General features: G+C 72.2%; 18 protein-coding genes. 7 read left to right on the plus strand and 11 right to left on the minus strand.

Features of this window, described 5'->3' with window-relative positions; genetic code table 11:
• Positions 1–22: 22 nt before the first annotated feature.
• On the minus strand, positions 23–1,186 hold the full coding sequence (locus tag ACQPZX_RS27780; RefSeq protein ID WP_433361043.1) for a monooxygenase: 1,164 nt from the start codon (positions 1,184–1,186) through the stop codon (positions 23–25).
• Between the two features lie 103 nt (positions 1,187–1,289).
• The gene (locus ACQPZX_RS27785) at positions 1,290–2,231 is read right to left on the minus strand and encodes an LLM class F420-dependent oxidoreductase (RefSeq protein ID WP_433361046.1); all 942 of its coding nucleotides are present in this window, start codon (positions 2,229–2,231) and stop codon (positions 1,290–1,292) included.
• Positions 2,232–2,309: 78 nt separating this feature from the next.
• On the opposite strand from ACQPZX_RS27785, the gene ACQPZX_RS27790 reads away from it, so the two are divergent.
• Complete coding sequence (locus ACQPZX_RS27790) at positions 2,310–2,900, plus strand: TetR/AcrR family transcriptional regulator (RefSeq protein ID WP_433361049.1); 591 nt, start codon at positions 2,310–2,312, stop codon at positions 2,898–2,900.
• A 3-nt stretch (positions 2,901–2,903) separates the two neighbouring features.
• Here ACQPZX_RS27790 and ACQPZX_RS27795 read toward each other — a convergent pair whose 3' ends face one another.
• A complete protein-coding gene (locus ACQPZX_RS27795) occupies positions 2,904–3,932 on the minus strand; it encodes a uroporphyrinogen decarboxylase family protein (RefSeq protein ID WP_433361052.1) in 1,029 nt (342 codons plus the stop codon).
• 24 nt (positions 3,933–3,956) lie between these two features.
• Complete coding sequence (locus tag ACQPZX_RS27800) at positions 3,957–4,568, minus strand: GGDEF domain-containing protein (RefSeq protein ID WP_433361055.1); 612 nt, start codon at positions 4,566–4,568, stop codon at positions 3,957–3,959.
• Positions 4,569–4,798: 230 nt separating this feature from the next.
• Between ACQPZX_RS27800 and ACQPZX_RS27805 the strand changes: the two genes are divergently transcribed.
• The gene (locus tag ACQPZX_RS27805; RefSeq protein ID WP_433361058.1) at positions 4,799–5,002 is read left to right on the plus strand and encodes a DUF397 domain-containing protein; all 204 of its coding nucleotides are present in this window, start codon (positions 4,799–4,801) and stop codon (positions 5,000–5,002) included.
• Between the two features lie 3 nt (positions 5,003–5,005).
• On the opposite strand, the gene ACQPZX_RS27810 is transcribed toward ACQPZX_RS27805, so the two are convergent.
• Both ACQPZX_RS27810 and ACQPZX_RS27815 read right to left on the minus strand, forming a co-directional pair.
• Positions 5,006–5,788: an SAM-dependent methyltransferase gene (locus ACQPZX_RS27810; protein ID WP_433361061.1), complete on the minus strand. Its 783-nt coding sequence runs from the start codon at positions 5,786–5,788 to the stop codon at positions 5,006–5,008.
• A gap of 11 nt (positions 5,789–5,799) precedes the next feature.
• On the minus strand, positions 5,800–6,621 hold the full coding sequence (locus tag ACQPZX_RS27815; protein ID WP_433361064.1) for a helix-turn-helix domain-containing protein: 822 nt from the start codon (positions 6,619–6,621) through the stop codon (positions 5,800–5,802).
• Between the two features lie 230 nt (positions 6,622–6,851).
• Here ACQPZX_RS27815 and ACQPZX_RS27820 point away from each other — a divergent pair, with 230 nt between their 5' ends.
• Positions 6,852–7,691 carry an MEDS domain-containing protein gene (locus ACQPZX_RS27820; protein ID WP_433361067.1) on the plus strand — a complete coding sequence of 280 codons (840 nt, stop codon included), beginning with the start codon at positions 6,852–6,854 and terminating at the stop codon, positions 7,689–7,691.
• Between the two features lie 2 nt (positions 7,692–7,693).
• Positions 7,694–8,623 (plus strand): anti-sigma factor RsbA family regulatory protein, encoded by a 930-nt coding sequence (locus tag ACQPZX_RS27825; RefSeq protein ID WP_433361070.1) that lies wholly within the window; start codon positions 7,694–7,696, stop codon positions 8,621–8,623.
• A 6-nt stretch (positions 8,624–8,629) separates the two neighbouring features.
• Here the strand turns inward: ACQPZX_RS27825 and ACQPZX_RS27830 are convergent, their stop codons facing one another.
• Genes ACQPZX_RS27830 through ACQPZX_RS27840 form a run of 3 tightly spaced genes read right to left on the minus strand, consistent with a single transcriptional unit; the run spans position 8,630 to position 12,732 of the window.
• Complete coding sequence (locus tag ACQPZX_RS27830; protein ID WP_433361073.1) at positions 8,630–9,238, minus strand: nucleotidyltransferase domain-containing protein; 609 nt, start codon at positions 9,236–9,238, stop codon at positions 8,630–8,632.
• 13 nt (positions 9,239–9,251) lie between these two features.
• On the minus strand, positions 9,252–9,992 hold the full coding sequence (locus ACQPZX_RS27835; RefSeq protein ID WP_433361076.1) for an alpha/beta hydrolase: 741 nt from the start codon (positions 9,990–9,992) through the stop codon (positions 9,252–9,254).
• 52 nt (positions 9,993–10,044) lie between these two features.
• Positions 10,045–12,732 carry an ATP-binding protein gene (locus tag ACQPZX_RS27840; protein WP_433385458.1) on the minus strand — a complete coding sequence of 896 codons (2,688 nt, stop codon included), beginning with the start codon at positions 12,730–12,732 and terminating at the stop codon, positions 10,045–10,047.
• 124 nt (positions 12,733–12,856) lie between these two features.
• Here ACQPZX_RS27840 and ACQPZX_RS27845 point away from each other — a divergent pair, with 124 nt between their 5' ends.
• The 3 genes from ACQPZX_RS27845 to ACQPZX_RS27855 are packed head-to-tail and all read left to right on the plus strand — an operon-like array spanning position 12,857 to position 15,764.
• Positions 12,857–13,423: an OsmC family protein gene (locus ACQPZX_RS27845; protein ID WP_433361078.1), complete on the plus strand. Its 567-nt coding sequence runs from the start codon at positions 12,857–12,859 to the stop codon at positions 13,421–13,423.
• A 4-nt stretch (positions 13,424–13,427) separates the two neighbouring features.
• A complete protein-coding gene (locus ACQPZX_RS27850) occupies positions 13,428–14,666 on the plus strand; it encodes an NAD(P)-binding domain-containing protein (protein WP_433361081.1) in 1,239 nt (412 codons plus the stop codon).
• Positions 14,667–14,672: 6 nt separating this feature from the next.
• The gene (locus ACQPZX_RS27855) at positions 14,673–15,764 is read left to right on the plus strand and encodes an NAD(P)/FAD-dependent oxidoreductase (protein ID WP_433361083.1); all 1,092 of its coding nucleotides are present in this window, start codon (positions 14,673–14,675) and stop codon (positions 15,762–15,764) included.
• On the opposite strand, the gene ACQPZX_RS27860 is transcribed toward ACQPZX_RS27855, so the two are convergent.
• Together ACQPZX_RS27860 and ACQPZX_RS27865 are read right to left on the minus strand one after the other, a co-directional pair.
• Positions 15,757–16,836, minus strand: a complete 1,080-nt coding sequence (locus tag ACQPZX_RS27860; RefSeq protein WP_433361086.1) for a hypothetical protein — start codon at positions 16,834–16,836, stop codon at positions 15,757–15,759. The two genes, ACQPZX_RS27855 and ACQPZX_RS27860, sit on opposite strands and share 8 nt — an antisense overlap.
• Positions 16,837–16,862: 26 nt before the next feature.
• Complete coding sequence (locus ACQPZX_RS27865; protein WP_433361089.1) at positions 16,863–17,276, minus strand: hypothetical protein; 414 nt, start codon at positions 17,274–17,276, stop codon at positions 16,863–16,865.
• Positions 17,277–17,282: the final 6 nt, after the last annotated feature.

The raw sequence follows: 17,282 nt of genomic DNA on the forward strand, positions 1-17,282 counted from the left end.
CGTCAACCAGGTGGTGTATCTGTCAGCCGGCGGTGGTGCCGATCAGCAGGCCGAGGCACATCTCGTCGGCCGTGCCGTCGCCCCACACCACGTAGCGCGGCGGCAGCTGACGCAGTTGCGGCAGCAGTTTGCGCAATCCGGCGTCGTGGGTGCAGGTCACCCGGACCACGTCGCCCCGATTGAGCTTCATCGGCGCGGCCAGCGGCCGGAGGGCCTGGTCGTCGAAGTTGTACTGCGGGATGTCCAGCAGGGTCTTGGCGCCGGCCGTCCCCGGGTTGAGCTCGATCTTGATGGACCGGCCGAGCAGGTGCATGTGCCCGGCGGCGGCGTAGACGGTGGCGGGACCCGGCATCGGATAGTCGCAGTGCTGGGTGGTACCGGGGACCGGCTGGCCCCCGCTGCACTCGCTGACGAGATGTTCCTCGGTGCCGCCGACGTCCTCGCCGAAGCGCTTGCCGACGTCCTGGACCGCCGCCGCCCGATCGCAGAGCGGGCCGCTCTCCTGCGCGGTGCAGGGCAGCTCGATCGGCGCCGCCAGCTGGAACGTGTCCAGCGGCGTCACCGGCGGGGTGTCGCCGGCGAGGCGCAGCCGGATGCTCGACTGGTCGGTGGGCCCGGACTTCCCGCCGGTCGCCAGCAGGTTGTAGTGCACCTGCATGACCAGCAGGCTGCCGGGCGGCATCTCGTATCCGAGGTGCTCGCCGAGCAGCACCTCGTTGGCGCCCGGCGCCCAGTGCGCCACCCACGCGTCGTTGGGGACGCCGGAGTCGCCGAAGCACTGCCAGCCCTCGCCGGGAGTGCTCTTGTCGAGCGCGCGAGCCTTGGCGGCACCCTCCGGGGCGATCCGGAAGAAGATCGCGTGATGCACGATGTCCTGGTTCTGCGGCAGGAACTGGCTGCCGGTCAGGTACGACGGGCTGGTGATCTTAGGATCCACCAGGAAGCAGCGGTACTCGTCGGTGCCGCCGCCGGGCGCGACCGGCTGGTACGGCTCGGGCATCTTCAGCGTGACGAAACGCTCGCCGGCCCGCAGTGGCTCCGGCGACGGCGGCGGCCCCGCCGCATGCTCGTGCGCACTGTGGACCGGCGAGCTCGGCGGCGCCGCCGCTGGTGAAGCCCCGCCGCACGCCGCGCTTGCTCCCACCATGGCCAGTACGGCCACCACGACCACGATCCGCTTGCTCATCCCCGTGCCTCCCCGAGTCGGCCCGCCTCCCCGGGATTCTCGTCGCGACGCGGCCGTGGCACATCGGGGTTCATCCCTGGGTGCGTTCCCCGGGCGCGCGGCGTCAGGCCGCGACCAGCGGCTTGAGGGCCGCGCCGACCTGGGCGACCATGCCAGGACGGTGACCGTTGCGGATCAGGTTGATGGTGAGGCCGTCGATGCCGGCGCCCAGGATCTTCTCGTGCAGCTGCTCGGCGACCTGCTCGGCCGTGCCGACGAAGGCCCGGTCGCGCCGGTCCTCCGGGATGGTCTCGCCGAGCTCCTTGGCCTCCTGCTCGGTCTCGCCCACCATGCCCATCACCAGGAAGCTCGTGGCCAGGGTGGCGGGGTCGCGGCCGATCTCCTCGCAGCGCTCGCGCAGCACGGCGACCTTGCGCGGCAGGTCGGTGACGTCGCAGATGATGTTCATGTGGTCGGCGAAGCGGGCCGCCAGCCGGAAGGTCTTCCGCTCGCCGCTGCCGCCCAGCATGATCGGGACGGACGGCCGTAGCCGCGGGTTGTTCATGGCGCCGCGGGCCGTGTACCACTTGCCCTCGAAGGACGCCTGCTCGCCGCGCAGCATCGGCGCGATGATCGTGAGCGCCTCCTCGAGCCGCTCGAACCGCTCGCCGAAGCTGCCGAACTCGAAGCCGTAGTCGTGGTGCTCCCGCTCGAACCAGCCGGCCCCGATGCCGAGGATGGCCCGGCCCCGGGAGACCACGTCCAGGGTGGTCACGGTCTTGGCCAACAAGGCCGGATTGCGGTACGTGTTCCCCGTGACCAGCGTCGACAGCTGGATCGTCGAGGTGGCCGACGCCAGCGCGCCGAGCGTCGTGTACGACTCGAGCATCGCCTGGTCCGGCGTGCCGATGCCGGGCAGCTGGTAGAAGTGGTCCATCACCAGCACGGTGTCGAACCCGGCCGACTCCGCCTCGCGCGCCTGCGCGGCCACGGTGGCGAACAGGTCCTCGACCGGGACGCCGGGGTAGGTGAAGTTCGGAATCTGGTACCCGAGCCGGATGCTCACGCTGTCTCCCGGATGTAAGAGGGCTATCACATGTTAATGTAGGACCCCTCTTACATCGAGGCAAGCAGGAGAGGCGACGTGTCGGCGGACCGGGCTTACCACCACGGCGACCTCCGCGCCGCGCTCATCCGGGCCAGCTTCGAGGTGCTCGCCGATTGCGGGCTCGAGCGCTTCTCGGTGGCCGCGGTCGCCCGCCGCGCGCAGGTGAGCTCGGCCGCGCCGTACCGTCACTTCCCCGACCGCAACCACCTGCTCAGCGCCGTGTCCGCCGTGGCCGCGCACGATCTCCGGGCCGAGGTGGCCGCGGCCGCCGACGCGGCCGGCGCCGATCCGCGGGAACGGCTGGCGTCGATGGCCGGCGCCTACGTGCGGTACGTGGTGCGCACCCGCGCCGGCTTCCCGGTGATCTTCGCGCCCGAGCTGTACGAGGTGCCCGACGACGCCCGCCGCGAGCAGACCCGCGCCCTGATCACCACGCTGACCGAGCTCGCGACGGCGACCGCCTGCGCGTCGTACGAGGAGGCGGTCCGTCTCGTCGAGGCCACCATCGCGGTGGCGCACGGCTACGCGGCGCTGTTCACCGACAACTTCTTCGCCCACGGCGGGCTGACCGCGGGCGACGCCGCCGAGCGCGCCACCACCGCCGCGCGAGCCCTGATCAGACCCTGAGGCTCACCCGCGGCGCAAGATCTCGGCGGCGCCGGCCATGGCGCGCATCTTGCCGGTCGCCGACTCCCACGGCAGGTACTTCATGCCGCAGTCCGTCGCGATCACGACCTTCTCCGGCGCCACGTGGGGCAGGGCCCGGCGCACCCGCTCGACGACCGTGCCGGTGTCCTCGACCTCCGGGGTGGAGAGGTCGATGACGCCCAGCATGATCGTCTTTCCGGTGAGGTGCTTCAGCACCGACGTGTCGAGATGCGACTGGGCGGTCTCGATGGAGACCTGGTCGCAGGCGCACTCCGCCAGCTCCGGCAGGAAGGAGTAGCCCGACGGGCGCTCGTGGACGATCGCGGCGTAGCCGAAACAAAGGTGCACCGCCGTCGTGCCGGTGACGCCGTCGAGGGCGCGATTAAGAGCCTTCACACCGTACGCGCGAGCGGCGTCCGGCCGCGCCTGGAGATACGGCTCGTCCAGCTGGACGATGTCCGCCCCGGCTGCGAAGAGGTCACGCACCTCGGCGTTGACGGCGTCGGCGTACGCGTACGCGAGGGACTCGGGGTTTCCGTAGAAGTCGTCCTGCGTCTGCTGCGACATCGTGAAGGGACCGGGCACCGTGACCTTGATCGTGCGGCCGGTGTGCTCGCGCAGGAAACGGGCGTCGGCCGCTTGCACGGGCGCCGGCCGGCTCACCTCGCCGACCACGCGGGGCACCGGATTGGGCTGCCCGCTGCGGTTGATCACCGTGCCGGGATTGTCGAGGTCGAGACCGGCCAGGGCCGTCGCGAAGTGGTTGGAGTAGCTCTCCCGCCGGATCTCCCCGTCGGTCACGATGTCCAGGCCGGCATCCTCCTGGGCACGGATCGCGAGCAAAGTCGCGTCGTCCTGGGCCCGCGCGAGATGCTCGGGCGCGGGCCGCCACAGCTCCCTCGCCCGCACGCGCGGAGGGAAGCGGCCGGCGAGCCGGGCCCGGTCGATCAGCCACTCCGGCTGCGGGAAGCTGCCCACCAGGGTGGTCGGGAAAAGCGGAAGCGCTGGCATGATCCCAGTATCCCCGCCGGTGGGTCAGTTCTGGTCCCAGGCGATGTACGAGTAGTAGCAGTGCGTCTTGGCGTGGTACATCGCCAGGTCGGCCCGGCGGATCAGGTCGGTCATGCCGGTCGGCTCGCCGCGCCCGGTCGTGACGCCGATCGACGCGGTAACGACGAGCCGGTTGCCGTCGATGTCCATCGGCTCGGCCACCGCCTCGGAGATCTCGCCGACCAGGGTCGGCCAGTCGTGGTGGGCGCCGGCCAGGGACGACTCGGTGAGGATCGCCGCGAACTCGTCGCCGCTGAGCCGGACCGCCAGGTCGCCGACCAGGCAGCCGGACAGCCGCCGCCCGACCGTGCGCAACACCTCGTCGCCGACGGCGTGACCGTACCGGTCGTTGACCGGCTTGAAGCCGTTGAGATCGAGCACGAGTACGGCGTACCGCGCGGCGTTGCGCAGCATCGACGGGCCGACGGCGTCGAGCAGGCGGCGGTTGGCCAGGCCGGTGAGGTCGTCGTGGTGGATGGCCCACCACAGGGCGGCACGCTCGGATTCCAGCCGGGCCACCTGCGCTCGCAGGCGGGCCACTTCGGACTCCTCGGCGTCCGCCGCCGCGGGGCGGCCGGCGCGACTGAGGATGTCCATGAATGCGCCCCCTTCGTCGAGATCGCCATCATCCCTTGCCAAGTTTCCACGGTGCAAGATTTCACAGTGCAGAAGTTCAGTCCCCGGTTTCGATGAACTCTCTTGCCATCACCTACCCTCGGTACGCAAAATTTCACGACGAAAGAAGAAGGGGACGCGGGGACTCATTTTTGCGCCATATATCCGAATTTGGCGGCAGTCCACACTACTCAGAGTGACGGAGCGGTGCGATGTATGACGGCGAATGGATGATGTCGAGCCGGTCCACCGGCAACGGCGGCAGCTGCGTCGAGGTCCGGCGGCACGCGGGCCTGATCGAGGTGCGCAACAGCAAGCGGCCCGACGCGAGCACGGTGCATTTCACCGTCGAGGAATGGGACTCGTTCCTGGACGGCGCGAAGAAGGGTGAATTCGACCGGCTGCTTTCCGGCTGACGCTCAGGGCTTTTGCCCCACGCCGGCCCAGATGCCGCCGAGCCGCGGGCTTTCGACCCGCTCGACCACGGCGCCGGGACGCCACTCCTGCGCCCAGACCACCCCGGGATCGACCAGCTCGAGCCCGGTGAACAGACGCTCGACCTCCGAACGGGTCCGGACCGTGCCGGGGGTCGAGGTCCGCCGCTGGTAGACGTCCTCGGTCGCGGTGAACAGCGCGAAGCTCTCGGTGGCGCTGTGCGACATGACGAAGTGGCTGCCCGGGGCGACCGACCCGATCAGCGTGGCCACCGCGTCGTCCGCCACCTGATGCTCCGGGACGAAATGCAGCACGGCGGCCAGGATCACCCCGATCGGCTGGTCGAAGTCGAGCAGCCGGCGCACCTCGGCGTGATCGAGCACCGCCCGCGGCTGCTGCACGTCGCCGCGCACCGCCACCGCCGATCCGTCGCCGTTGAGGATCTCCATGCTCTCGGCCACCGCCACCGGGTCGATGTCGACATAGGCGACCCGCGTCTCCGGGTGGATCCGCCGGGCGATCGAATGCACGTTGTCGACGGTGGGAATGCCGGAGCCGATGTCGAGGAACTGCCGGACCCCGGACTCGGACAGGTGCCGCACCGCGTTCACGACGAACGCGCGATTGGCCCGGGCGGCCTCCGGAATGAACGGGAACCGCTCGATGACGGCGTCGGCGGCTTCCCGGTCGGCCGGGAAGTTGTGCACGCCGCCGAGGTAGTAGTCGTACATCCGCGCGGCGGTCGCGGCCTTCCGGGAGTCACTCATGCCTCTGCCTCTCAGCGAAAGTCCGCGATCGGCACCGAGGCCGCGGTGATCAGGTCGAAGATGCGCCGGTACTCCTGCACCTCGGCCGGCTCCTCGAGGTACAGCGCGCCCACATGGGACTCCAGATAGACCACGTCGGGATCTTCGGGGTCCTCGAAATCCATGATCCGGAACGCTCCGGCCATGGCGGCGTGCGCGCCGGCCGACCAGGGCAGCACCCGGATCTCGAGGTGCTCCTGCCGCGCGAGCTCGCAGAGATGACCGATCTGCGCGGCGAGCACCGCGGGGCCGCCGACCTGCCGGGTCAGCACGCCCTCGCCGAGCACCGTGATCAGGCACGGCTTCGGAAAGCGGGACGCCATCGCGGCCTGGCGCTGCATCCGCAGCTTCACGTGCCGCTCGGTCGCGTCGGCTCCCAGGGACTGCTCGGCGCTGTAGATCGCCCGGGTGTACTCCTCGGTCTGCAGCTCGCCGGGGACGACCTCACCCTCGTACGTCCGGATGGCGCTCGCGCTCGCCTCGAGCCCGACGTAGAGCTTGAACCAGTCCGGAAGCGCGGGATTCGCGTCCCACCACTCCTCCTGGGAGGTACCGAGCGCCAGATCGGACAGCGCGTTGGCGACGCTTTCGTCCACTCCGTACAGCCAGCAGAGCGCGCGCACGTTCGCCACCGTGACCGGAACCTTGCCGGTCTCGATGCGGTGCAGAGTCGGCTCGGAGATGCCGAGCTTGGCCTCCGCGACCTCGCGCCTGCTCTTGCCGGTCGCCAGCCGCAAGCGGGTCAGCCTGCGTCCCAGGGCCCGACGCACGACACGCTGACCGGTGACCGGCACGCTCACTCCTCCGTACCACGGCCAACGAGACCGGCGGGCGATGTGGCCCACACCATATCCCCGAGATCCGCAGAACCAAAAGTGCGCGGGCGAACACGGTCCGAGAGGTAACCCGGATACCTGATCGGGGGATTATCGCCGCCGATCGGTCAGCGGCCTCTCCGCCCGCCATAGGATGCCCCGGTGCGCTGAGCGGTTCCGGACGAGCGTGGTGACGAGGGTGTGAGGTCGTGCTGGCAGACGGTGTTCCCGGTCTGGCTCCGCACGACCATCTGTGCTTCGTGTACGACCGGGACGCCGACGCCCGTCGGGCCGTGCTGGACTACACCGTGGCCGGTCTGGCCCGGCACGAGCGGGTGTGCGTCCTCACGGCGCCGGGCCTGGCCACCGCGGCGATCGGCGACGACCTGCGGGCCGCGGGTGTCCCCGTCGACGTTCTCGTGGACCTGGGGATGCTCGTCCTCGGCTCGGCGGCGGAGGCCTATCTGGAGGTCGAGGCCGATCAACGGCTCGATCGGCTTGCCCAGGCGGCTCGATCCGCCGTGGCCGACGGCTTCGCCGGCCTGCGCGTCTACACCGAGACCGAGTTCCTGCTCGGCGATCCGCGCGTGCCGGCGGTCTGGCCGGCCTACGAGCTCCGCGCCGACCTGCTCATCAAGCAGATCCCCTTGACCGCGGTGTGCGCGTACGACGCGCGCCGGTGCACCCCCGGCGACCTGATGCTCGCGGGGACGGTGCACAGCCGGCGATCCCACGACCATCGGGCCTTCAGCCTGCACGGCGGCCGGGACGGCGCGCTGCGGCTGTCGGGCGACATCGACTTCCTCGCCGCCGACCAGGTGTACCGGCTGCTGGTGGGAGCGGCGCCCGGCCGGCCGAGCGCCGTGCTCGACGTCAGCGGCGTGACCCTCATCGACGTCAAGGGCGCCCGCGGCATCGGCATGGCGTGCGAGGCGATCGCCGGCCGGCACGGGCCCACCACCGTCCGCGGCGCCTCCTCGCTGCTGCACGACATCTGGCGACCGCACAGCTGGTCCAAGCTCTTCCCGAACGTGGTTCTCCAGGATTGACGATGACCTGCGCTCCCCTCACCCACGAGGCTCTCATCTACGACGACGACGAGGGTTTCGTCGCGGCGCTGCGACCCTTCGCCGCCGACGGGCTGCGCGACGGGAGCGCCGTCGTCGCCGTCGTCACCGGGCACAACATCGACCTGCTCCGGCAATCCCTCGGCGACGAGGCGGGCGAGGTCACCTTCATCGACCGCGACTCCTGGTACGTGCGTCCCGCGTCGACGATCGCGGGCTGGATCGGCCTGATCGACGGGGCACGGGCCCGGGGCCAGGAGTCGGTCCGCGTCATCGGCGAGGTGGCGTTCGGGGAGGGCGCCCGGCACGACACCTGGATCCGCTACGAGTCGGCCATCAACGACGTCTTCGCCACGACCCCGGCCTGGATCGTCTGCCCGTACGACACCCGCGCGCTGCCCGATCGCATCATCACCAGCGCCCGGCGCACCCATCCCGTGGTGACCGCCGGCCGGCGCGAGCCGTCCGGTTCGTACCAGCCGCCCGGTCACCTGCTGCGGATCCTGGCCGAGCCGATGCCGCCGATCACGCCGGAACCGCTCGTCGCGATCCGGCTGGACGATCCGATGGACCCGCGCCGCGCCCGCTACGCGGTCCAGGCCGTGGCGCGGGGCCTCGGCTGGGGCCGGCGGGCGATCGACGAGCTGTCGCTGGTGGTCACCGAGATCGCGGTCAACAGCCTCGTCCACGGCCGCCCCGACCGGCAGCTGAAGGTCTGGATCGAGCCGGACGCGATCACCTGCGAGGCGACCGACAACGGAGACGGGTTCCCCGATCCGCTCGTCGGCTACCGCCCGCCGGCCAATCCCCAGCAGCGCGGCGCCGGCCTCTGGCTGGCCGCCCAGCTCAGCGACCGGCTCGGCGCCGACCACCGCGACGGCGTCACCCGGGTGCGGTTCCGCGTCTGCCGCTGAGGACGGTCAGATCCCGCGCCGGAGCCGGGCGCGCCACGGATGGTCCGGGTGGACCAGGCCGAGCGTGGCGTCCAGCCAGCCGCGTTCCGCCTGCGACATCAAGGGCAGGGCGCCGGTGAAGTCGAGCTCGTCCTTGTCGCGCTTGTGCTTCGCCTTGAACAGCAGCGTGGCCTCGATCGCCAGGTAGGGGACGCCCTCGTCGGTCCGCCGGATGATCTCGCGGTACGGGCGGCGGATCCGCTCGTCGCGGCGGCAGACCCAGACCTCGCCGTCGTGCGGCTCGCGGAAGACGTCGAAGCGCCACCGGGCCGCCGCCGGGTCCCAGGCCCAGGTCTGGTGCGATTCGCCGGCCAGCGCCTCGGCCGTCATCGGGGTGAGGACTCCTTCGCCGACCGGCACCCAGAACTCCAGGCCGGGAAACAACGGCGGCAGCGCCGCGAAGTGCCCGGCCGGCACCCCGATCTCCAGGTCGCCGTGGTCGCGGGTCTGCTCGCCCCGGAACAGATCCACCGCCCAGCCCGCCGCGACGAACCAGGGGAACTCCAGGTCGCGCAGATGATCGGCCATCCGGCGCGGGTGCCAGGCGTCCCACGCCTCGATGTCGGGCTGGCTCACGACGGCGACCTCCTCAGTCCGGGATCGGCGCGTCCCGGCACACGGTTCCCTCCGGCGGGACGACCTCTCGAAGCAGATATTCATACATGTACCGCTCGACACAGGCGCTCTTGCGGCGGGCGGTGTGCCCCTCACCTTGCCAGGTGATCAGGTGACCGTTCTCCAGGGTGCGGGCCAAAGCCACCGAGTCCGCGTACGGGGTGTCGGGGTCGCCGGTGTTGCCGGACACCAGGATGGCGGCGGATCCGTGCGCCCGGTACGAGCCGGTGTAGCGGCTGAGCCGCGCGGCCGCCCACTGCAGGCAGGCCGGCGCGTGGGTCTGGTCGTAGGCGGGCGGGCCGTAGGCCATGCCCGGCCCGGTCAGCGGGAATTCCGCGGCGACCACCGGCTGGCTGCGGTGCACCCCGCGCGGGTCGAAACCGACGATGTCGAACCGGTCCCGGATCTCCTGGGTCGCCGACGTCGCGAAACTCCGGACCCAATCCCAGCCGGAACTCCCCGGCCCGCCGGCATAGATGAACAGGGTGCCGATCCGGGCGTCGGGATCGGCGGCCTTCCAGCGTCGCAATTGCAGCGTCAATTGCGTTCCACCCGGATACCGATAGTCGAGCGGGACCTGCGCGGGCGTGCATTCATGAACGCCATCACCACAGTCCTCCCACGCCAGCGTCGGCACGGTCGCACGGCTTTGCGGGGCGGCGAGGGCGGGGCCGGCGCCGAGCACGACCGCCAGAAACGTCACGAGTGCCTTCATGGTCGAAAACTACGAAGGCACGGACCGCTCCCCCGGCCGAACGGCCGCGTCGTCACACGAAATGAGCACTGCGAAGCTGCTGGTACGGGCAGCCCAGCTCGGCGAAGGTGTCCGCGAGGCGGGCGATCGTCGCGTGGTCGCCGGCGGCGAGGGCGGCGGCGCGCTCGACGATGGCGGCGGCGATCGGGTTGTCGCGGACCGCGTGCCGGCTGCGCCGAATGCGGTCGGCCGCGTCGGCGCGGTGGTCGAGCACGGCGGCCTCCGCCCACAATGCGGCGTACCACGGCCGGCACGGCCCGACACCCACGGAACGGAACGGGTCGGGGTCGTCGATGTCGGCCGCGAGACGGCGCACGGCGGCGGCCGGGTCGTCGCGGTGCAGGGCGAGCATGCCGTCGAACACCGGAGGCCAGCCCAGCGCGCATCCGGCCAGGTCGTCGGCATCGGCGCCGAGGTCGGTGGACAGGCGGATCCACATCGCCCGGCGCTCGTCGTCGCCCCGCATTCCGTAGGCCATGGCGACGGCGTAAGCGCCCCGGGCCAAGTTGCGGGCGATCGGCCGGCCCGCACGCTCCCAGGCGATCCGGAAGCGCTCGCCGGTGCGGACGACATCGTCGAAGCGGCCGGCGAACGCGTCGACGAGCAGGCGCCGGCACATCGCGAGGTGGTCCTCGTCGCGATAGAACGGCAGGCCGGCCAGGGTCCGCGCGCCGGCCGCCGCGCCGGTCAGGTCGCCGGCGGCCAGGTCGGTCTCGACGGCCATGAGGTGACCGTCGCCGAACTCGAACCCGCTCAGCGAGTCCATGGCCACGGTGTCCAGCACCTCGAGCCGCCGGTGCGCGACCCGCCCGGCCTCGGCGACGTCGTCACCGGCGAGGTGGGTGGCGGTCAGGAGGTCCAGGGCGATGCTGTGCAGGATCCCGTCGCCGGCCCGCTCGGCGAGCTCGACCGCCCGTCGCGCCTCGCCGACGGCGGTGAGGTCACGCCACGCGGTCGCGACGGCGAACGCCGCCCGGACGACCGGCGAGTCGTCCGAGCAGGCCAGCGCCTCGGCGAGCACCGCGTCGGCCTCGGCCGCCGAGTGCGGGGTGGCCATGATTCCGGGCGCGCGGTTGATGTACATCGCCATGGTCGCCAGATCCCGGGCCGCGCCGCCGCGGTCGCCCGCCGCGAGGGCCGCCCGCCCCGCCTCCCGGAGCAGCCGAAGCGCGTCATCCCCGACGAACCGGCTGGCCGCCGCCCCCGCCGCCCGCCGCAGGTGGCCCGCCCGCTCGGCCGATGCGGCCAGGTCGGCGGCCTGCTCGTAGCGTCGCTGGGCCTGTGCCTGCCGTCCCCGTAGGAACAGCAGTCCGGCCAGCTCGGCGGCCAGCTCGGCCGACTGCGACCACGCGACGGCGGCGTCGACGTCGTCGGCGATGCGGTCGAAGGTGGCGCACCAGGCCTCGTCGATCCGGGCCGGCTCGTGGCGGCGGAGCGCGGCCACCTCTGTGCGGCACCACCGGGCGTGACCGTCCCGGACCTGGGAAAGCTCGCCGGCCTGCTCCAGCTGCTCGATGCCGTACTGGCGGATCGTCTCCAGCGCCCGGTATCGGGTGGGCTCGCCCCGCTCGACGACGAGCAGGCTGTGCTCCGCCAGCCGGGCCAGCCCATCCACCACCTCGCCACGCCCGCGGTCGGCGCCCGCGACCGCGCACGCCGCGTCCACGTCGAACCAGGACGCGAACACGCTCACCCGCCGCAGCAGGGCCTGATCGGCGGGCGAGAGCAGGTCGTAACTCCACCCGATAGCGTCGCGCAGCGAGCGGTGCCGGTCGTTCCCCCGGGTGCCGGTCGTCAGGACCCGCAACCGCTCGCCGAGCCCGGACTCCAGCCCGTCCAGCCCGAGCGCCGGAAACCGCGCCGCGGCCAGCTCGATCGCCAGCGCCATCCCGTCCAGCGCCCGGCACAGCGCCGCGATCCGCTCGCCGTCCCCGGGCGCCGCATCGCCCGTCGCCGCCGCCACCCGCGCCGTGAACAAATCGACAGCATCCCCGCCCCCGCCGGCCACCGAAAGCCCGGGCACCACATACACCCGCTCGTACGGAAGAAGCAGTCTTGTCCTGCTTGTCGCCAGCACGGTGATCTCGGGGCAGGCGGCGACAACCCGCTCGACGCAGGCCCGGACACCGTCGAGAACGTGCTCGCAGTTGTCCAGGACCAGCAGCGCGTCGCTGTCGGCCAGCACGGCCACCAGCGCCCGGTCGAGCGACGTGGTCTGCTGCTCGGGCACGCCCACCGCCTCCGCGACCGCCGCCGTGACCATCGCCGGGTCGGTGACGTGCACCAGGTCCAGGAACCACACTCCCTCGCGCCGTGCGGGGGCGAGCGCGGTGGCGACGCTGAGCGCCAGCCGGGTCTTGCCGATCCCGCCCGGACCCGTCGCGGTCACCAGCCGATGCCCGGCCAGCGCCGAGGTCAGCGCGGCCCGCTCGCCGGCCCGGCCGATGAACGGCGTCACCGGGAGCGGCAGGCCGCGATGCCCGGATCGGACCAGCAGGCCCGGCATGGTCGCCGCCTGCCGGGCCAGGCTGCGGCGGTCGGGGAGCTGAAGCTTGCGCAGCATGGCCGACACGTGGCTCTCGACGGTGCGCGCCGAGATGAGCAGCGCCTCCGCGATCTGCGCGTTCGTCAGGTGCCGGGCGATCAGGGCCAGGATCTCGGCCTCGCGCGCCGTGATCTCCATGTCCTTGGCGGACCCCATCGTCGTCACGGTGTCATCCCCGCTCTTCCGTGTCCAGCACGGGTGCCGCGGATCCGTGCTGGACACGGATGTGCCCGCCGGTCCGCGGGGCGAGCATACGAGCACGATTCGAGGAGGAGAACCCATGACCAGCACCGAGAGCGCCACCCGCAACGGCGTCGACACCGCCACCCTGTTCGCGACGATCGACGCCGTGCGGGCCGACACCGACCTGGCCAAGTTCCAGTTCCGGGCCACGAACCGCTGGGTCAGCGGCACCCACAACCAGTCCACGATCCACGGCTTCCACGGCGCCAAGCAGGAGATGACCCACCGGCAGCCGTTCACCTTCGACGCCGACCATCCGCCGGTGCTGGTGGGCACGGACAACGGCCCGACGCCGGTCGAGCACCTGCTGCACGCCCTGGCCGCCTGCCTCACCGCCGGCATCGCCAACATCGCCGCCGCCCGCGGGGTCACCCTGACCGAGGTCTCGTCGACCGTCGAGGGCGACATCGACCTGCTGGGCATCCTGGGGCTGTCCGACCAGGTCCGCAACGGCTACCAGCAAATCAAGATCGATTTCATCGTACGCGGCGACGCCGGCACCGAGAAGCTGCGGGAACTGGTCGAGCAGTCCTGCCGGCGGTCGGCCGTCTTCGATGTCCTGACCAACGGGGTGCCCGTGTCCGTCCAGGTCAGCACCGACTGACGACATGCCACGCACGGATACGGTGATCGTCGGCGCCGGCCACGCGGGACTGGCGATGAGCCACCGCCTGGCCGGGCTCGGCGTGGACCACGTCGTCCTGGAGCGGGGCGAGGCGGGCGAGCGCTGGCGGACCGCCCGATGGGACAGCTTCCGGCTGCTGACCCCGAACTGGCTCACCCGGCTGCCGGGCTGGTCGTACCGCGGGCCCGAGCCGGACGGGTTCATGTCCGCCGTGGAATTCGGCGACCACCTGTCCGCGTACGCCCGCTCGTTCGCCGCCCCGGTCCGGCCGCACACGGCGGTGACCCGGCTCGAACGCACCCCGCGCGGGTTCCGGGTCGAGACCGATCGGGGCGACTGGGCGGCGCGGACCGTGGTCCTCGCCACCGGCTATCACAGCCGGGCGGCGGTGCCCGGCCTCGCCGCCCGGCTGGCGCCCGGCATCACCGAGGTCACGCCCGCCCACTACCGATCCCCGTCGGCGCTGCCCGGCGGCGGCGTCCTGGTCGTCGGAGCCTCGGCCTCCGGCACGCAGATCGCGTACGAGCTGGCCCGCGCCGGACGGCGGGTGGTGCTGGCGGTCGGCGGCCACACGCGGCTGCCCCGCCGGTACCGCGGCCGGGACATCCTCTGGTGGCTGGACCGGATCGGCGCGCTGGACCGCGACATCGACGACGTCCCGGACCCGGCGGCGGCCCGGGCGGAGCCTTCGCTCCAGCTCGTCGGCGCCTCCGACGCCCGGGGTGCCGACCTTGGCGTCCTGTCGGCCGCCGGCGTGGTGCTGGCCGGCCGGCTGTGCGCGCTGGACGGCGCCGTCGCCGGGTTCGCCGGCGACCTGGCGACCACGATCGGCGGCGCGCAGCAGCGGATGACCCGGCTTCTCGGCGACATCGACCGCTACGCGGCTACCAAGCCGGGCACGGCCGCCGGGCCGCCCGATCCGCCGCCGGAGATCGCCGTGCCGTCCGCCCCGCTCGAGGTGGATCTGCGACGGACGGGCATCTCGACGGTGGTCTGGGCGACCGGCTTCCGGCCCTCGTACCCGTGGCTGACCCTGCCCGCCCTCGACCAGAGCGGCCGGATCCGCCACCGGCGCGGCGTGACCACGGTGCCGGGGCTGTACGCGATCGGGTTGCGCTTCCAGAGCCGGCGGAACTCGACGTTCATCGACGGCGCCCGCCACGATGCCGAGTACCTCGCCGGCCACCTCACGGCCCGGCGCACGCTGCGGCCGGCGGGGTGAGCGGCGATGCACGACGTCGTCATCGTCGGCGCCCGGGTCGCCGGGGCCGCGACCGCGTTGCTACTGGCCCGGCGGGGCCTGCGGGTGCTGGTGGTCGACCGCGACCGATACGGCGCCGACACACTGTCCACACACGCGCTAATGCGCGGCGGCGTCTTCCTGCTGTCCCGCTGGGGTGTGCTCGACCGGATCGTCGAGGCCGGCACGCCACCGATCCGCGAGACCCACTTCGACTTCGGCGCCGACGCGGTGACGGTCGGCATCAAGCCGGCCCACGGGGTCGACGCCTTGTACGCGCCCCGCCGGACGGTGCTCGACCGGGCGCTGGCCGACGCCGCCATGGCCGCGGGCGCCGAGATCCGGTACGGCGTCCGCGTCACCGGCCTGCTTCGCGACGAGTCCGGCCGGGTCGCCGGGGTGCACGGCCGCGACCGCGCCGGCGCCGCGTTCACCGCTCGCGCCCGCCTGACCGTCGGCGCCGACGGCACGAAGTCGATCGTGGCCCGCGAGGCCGGCGCCGGGACGCTGCGGACCGGCGCCGGATGTGGCGCGGTCGTCTACGGCTATTGGTCGGAGCTCGGCGCCGACCGCTACGAATGGTTCTACCGGCCCGGGCACAGCGCGGGCTTCATCCCCACCAACGCCGGCGAGGCCTGCGTTTTCGCGGGGGTGCCGGCAAGCCATCTTCCCCGGGGTGACCTGCGCGCCACGTACGATCGCCTGCTCGCCGTCACCACCGACGGGGCCGGCGGCCGCCTGGCGCGGGCCCGTCCGCCCGGCCGCCTGCACACCTGGATCGGGCGGCCCGGCTACGTGCGGCAGGCCCACGGTCCCGGCTGGGTCCTGGTCGGCGACGCCGGGTCGTTCCTGGATCCACTGAGCACCCACGGCATCACCGACGCCCTGCGCGACGCCGAGACCCTGGCCCGGAGCGCGTCCCTCGACGAGTTCGCCACCACCCGGAACCGCGTGATCGGCACGACGTTCGACGTCGTGGACCGGGTCGCCGCGTACGGCTGGGACCTCCCGCGACTGCGTACGGATCTGCTGGAGCTCAGCCGCGCGATGAGCGCCGAGCTGGACCTCGTCGCTAGTTGACGAACATGCCCTCGGACGAGCTGATCCTGGCGCTGTCCGCGGTGCGCAGCGCGCTCAGGGCGTCCGGACCGGGGATCATGATGTGTCTCATGTTGGCCCGGACGTCCTGGGCGAACGTGCCCAGCGCGCCCGCGAGATCCTGCTGCTGCGCGTCGATCGTGCGGCTCAGCTGGGTCATGGCGTTCTGCATGCCGGTGATGATGGGCGGGACGGTCATGCCGCCGATGTCGGCCTTCTGCGGCTGGAGCGGGCCGGTGTTCGACAGGGTGGTGGCCAGGCTCTGCAGGCCCTCGACCCCGACCGCGGCGGCGAACGCGGCGCCGCCCGCGCCGGCGGTGGCGCCCGCGAAGATGACCGCGGCGATGGCCCCGCCGATGGTGAGCAGGGCGACGGTCTTGGAGGCGTTGGCGCCGGGGCACCAGGCGTCCAGGCCGTCCAGTGCCTTGTACGTCTTCTGCCCGACCTCCCAGATGTCGGTGTTGATCCGGCGGTTGATCTCGAGCTGGGCTTCCAGGCCGAGCGCCAGCGACAGGGCCACCTCGCGCTGCAGCGCGGCCGCGCGCACGTTCTCGGCCAGGTAGTGGTCGAAGGCGAGGGCGGCTTTCCCGGTCCACTCCTTCATGTGCCCGTGGATGAGGTCGACGACGGTGCCGACCTGCGCGGTGCCGTCGATCGGCCGGACCGCGCCGGGGGTGGCGAGGCTGTTGTCGCGGGCCGTCAGTTGCAGGTCGACCTGCACGGTCGCGGCCACCGAGTAGAGGGCGTCGAGCATGGGCCGGCAGTCGTCGGGGTTCGGCAGGGCGAACACGGCGAACATGTCCGGGATCGCGGCGTACGCCTGGCTCACGTACGCGTGCAGGTTGGCCTCGTCGTCGGGACGCCCCTGCGCCGGCGTGGTGTATCCAGGCACCTGGGTGACCTGCCCGGTGTCCGAGCGGGTCGCGTCGTTGTTGGCGGACTGCTGCGCCTGCGCGTACGAGTCGGCCTGGTCCATCGTGACCTGGACGGCCTTGTCGCGGATCTGCACGCCGAGCGCTTGCAGGTCGGCCGGACTGTGATAGCTGAATCCCATGGTGTCCTCCCCGTGGACGACGCCGGTCAGGCGCCGGAATTCCTGATCACGACCGCCGGCGGCGCGTTCTGCGAGAACTCCTGCTCGAGCGGCTGCAGGTCGGGCGGCTGGCCGTTCGCCCAGGCCGCGGTGAGGCTGTCGCGGGCGCCCTCGTCGGTGGCGATGTAGGCGTCCACGATGTGCTCGATCACGACGCCGGCCTCGAGGAACGCCGTGGACGTGTTGCCCAGGATGTTCTGCAGGTCGTCGCGGAGCCCGGTCCACGCCGCCTGGCTGGCCGCCACTCCCCCGCCCGGCGCCTGGAAGGCCGCGGCCTCACCGTCGGCGGTGCTGTCGACGGCGTTGTTCATCTTCGCGTACGTCGTGCTCAGGGCGGTCAGGTCGACCCGGCCCACGACGCGCAGCTGCGACAACTCCGCCGCGAACTGCCAGCCTTCCATTCTGGC

The organism is Actinoplanes sp. CA-142083 (assembly GCF_050942195.1).
Lineage (GTDB): Bacteria > Actinomycetota > Actinomycetes > Mycobacteriales > Micromonosporaceae > Actinoplanes.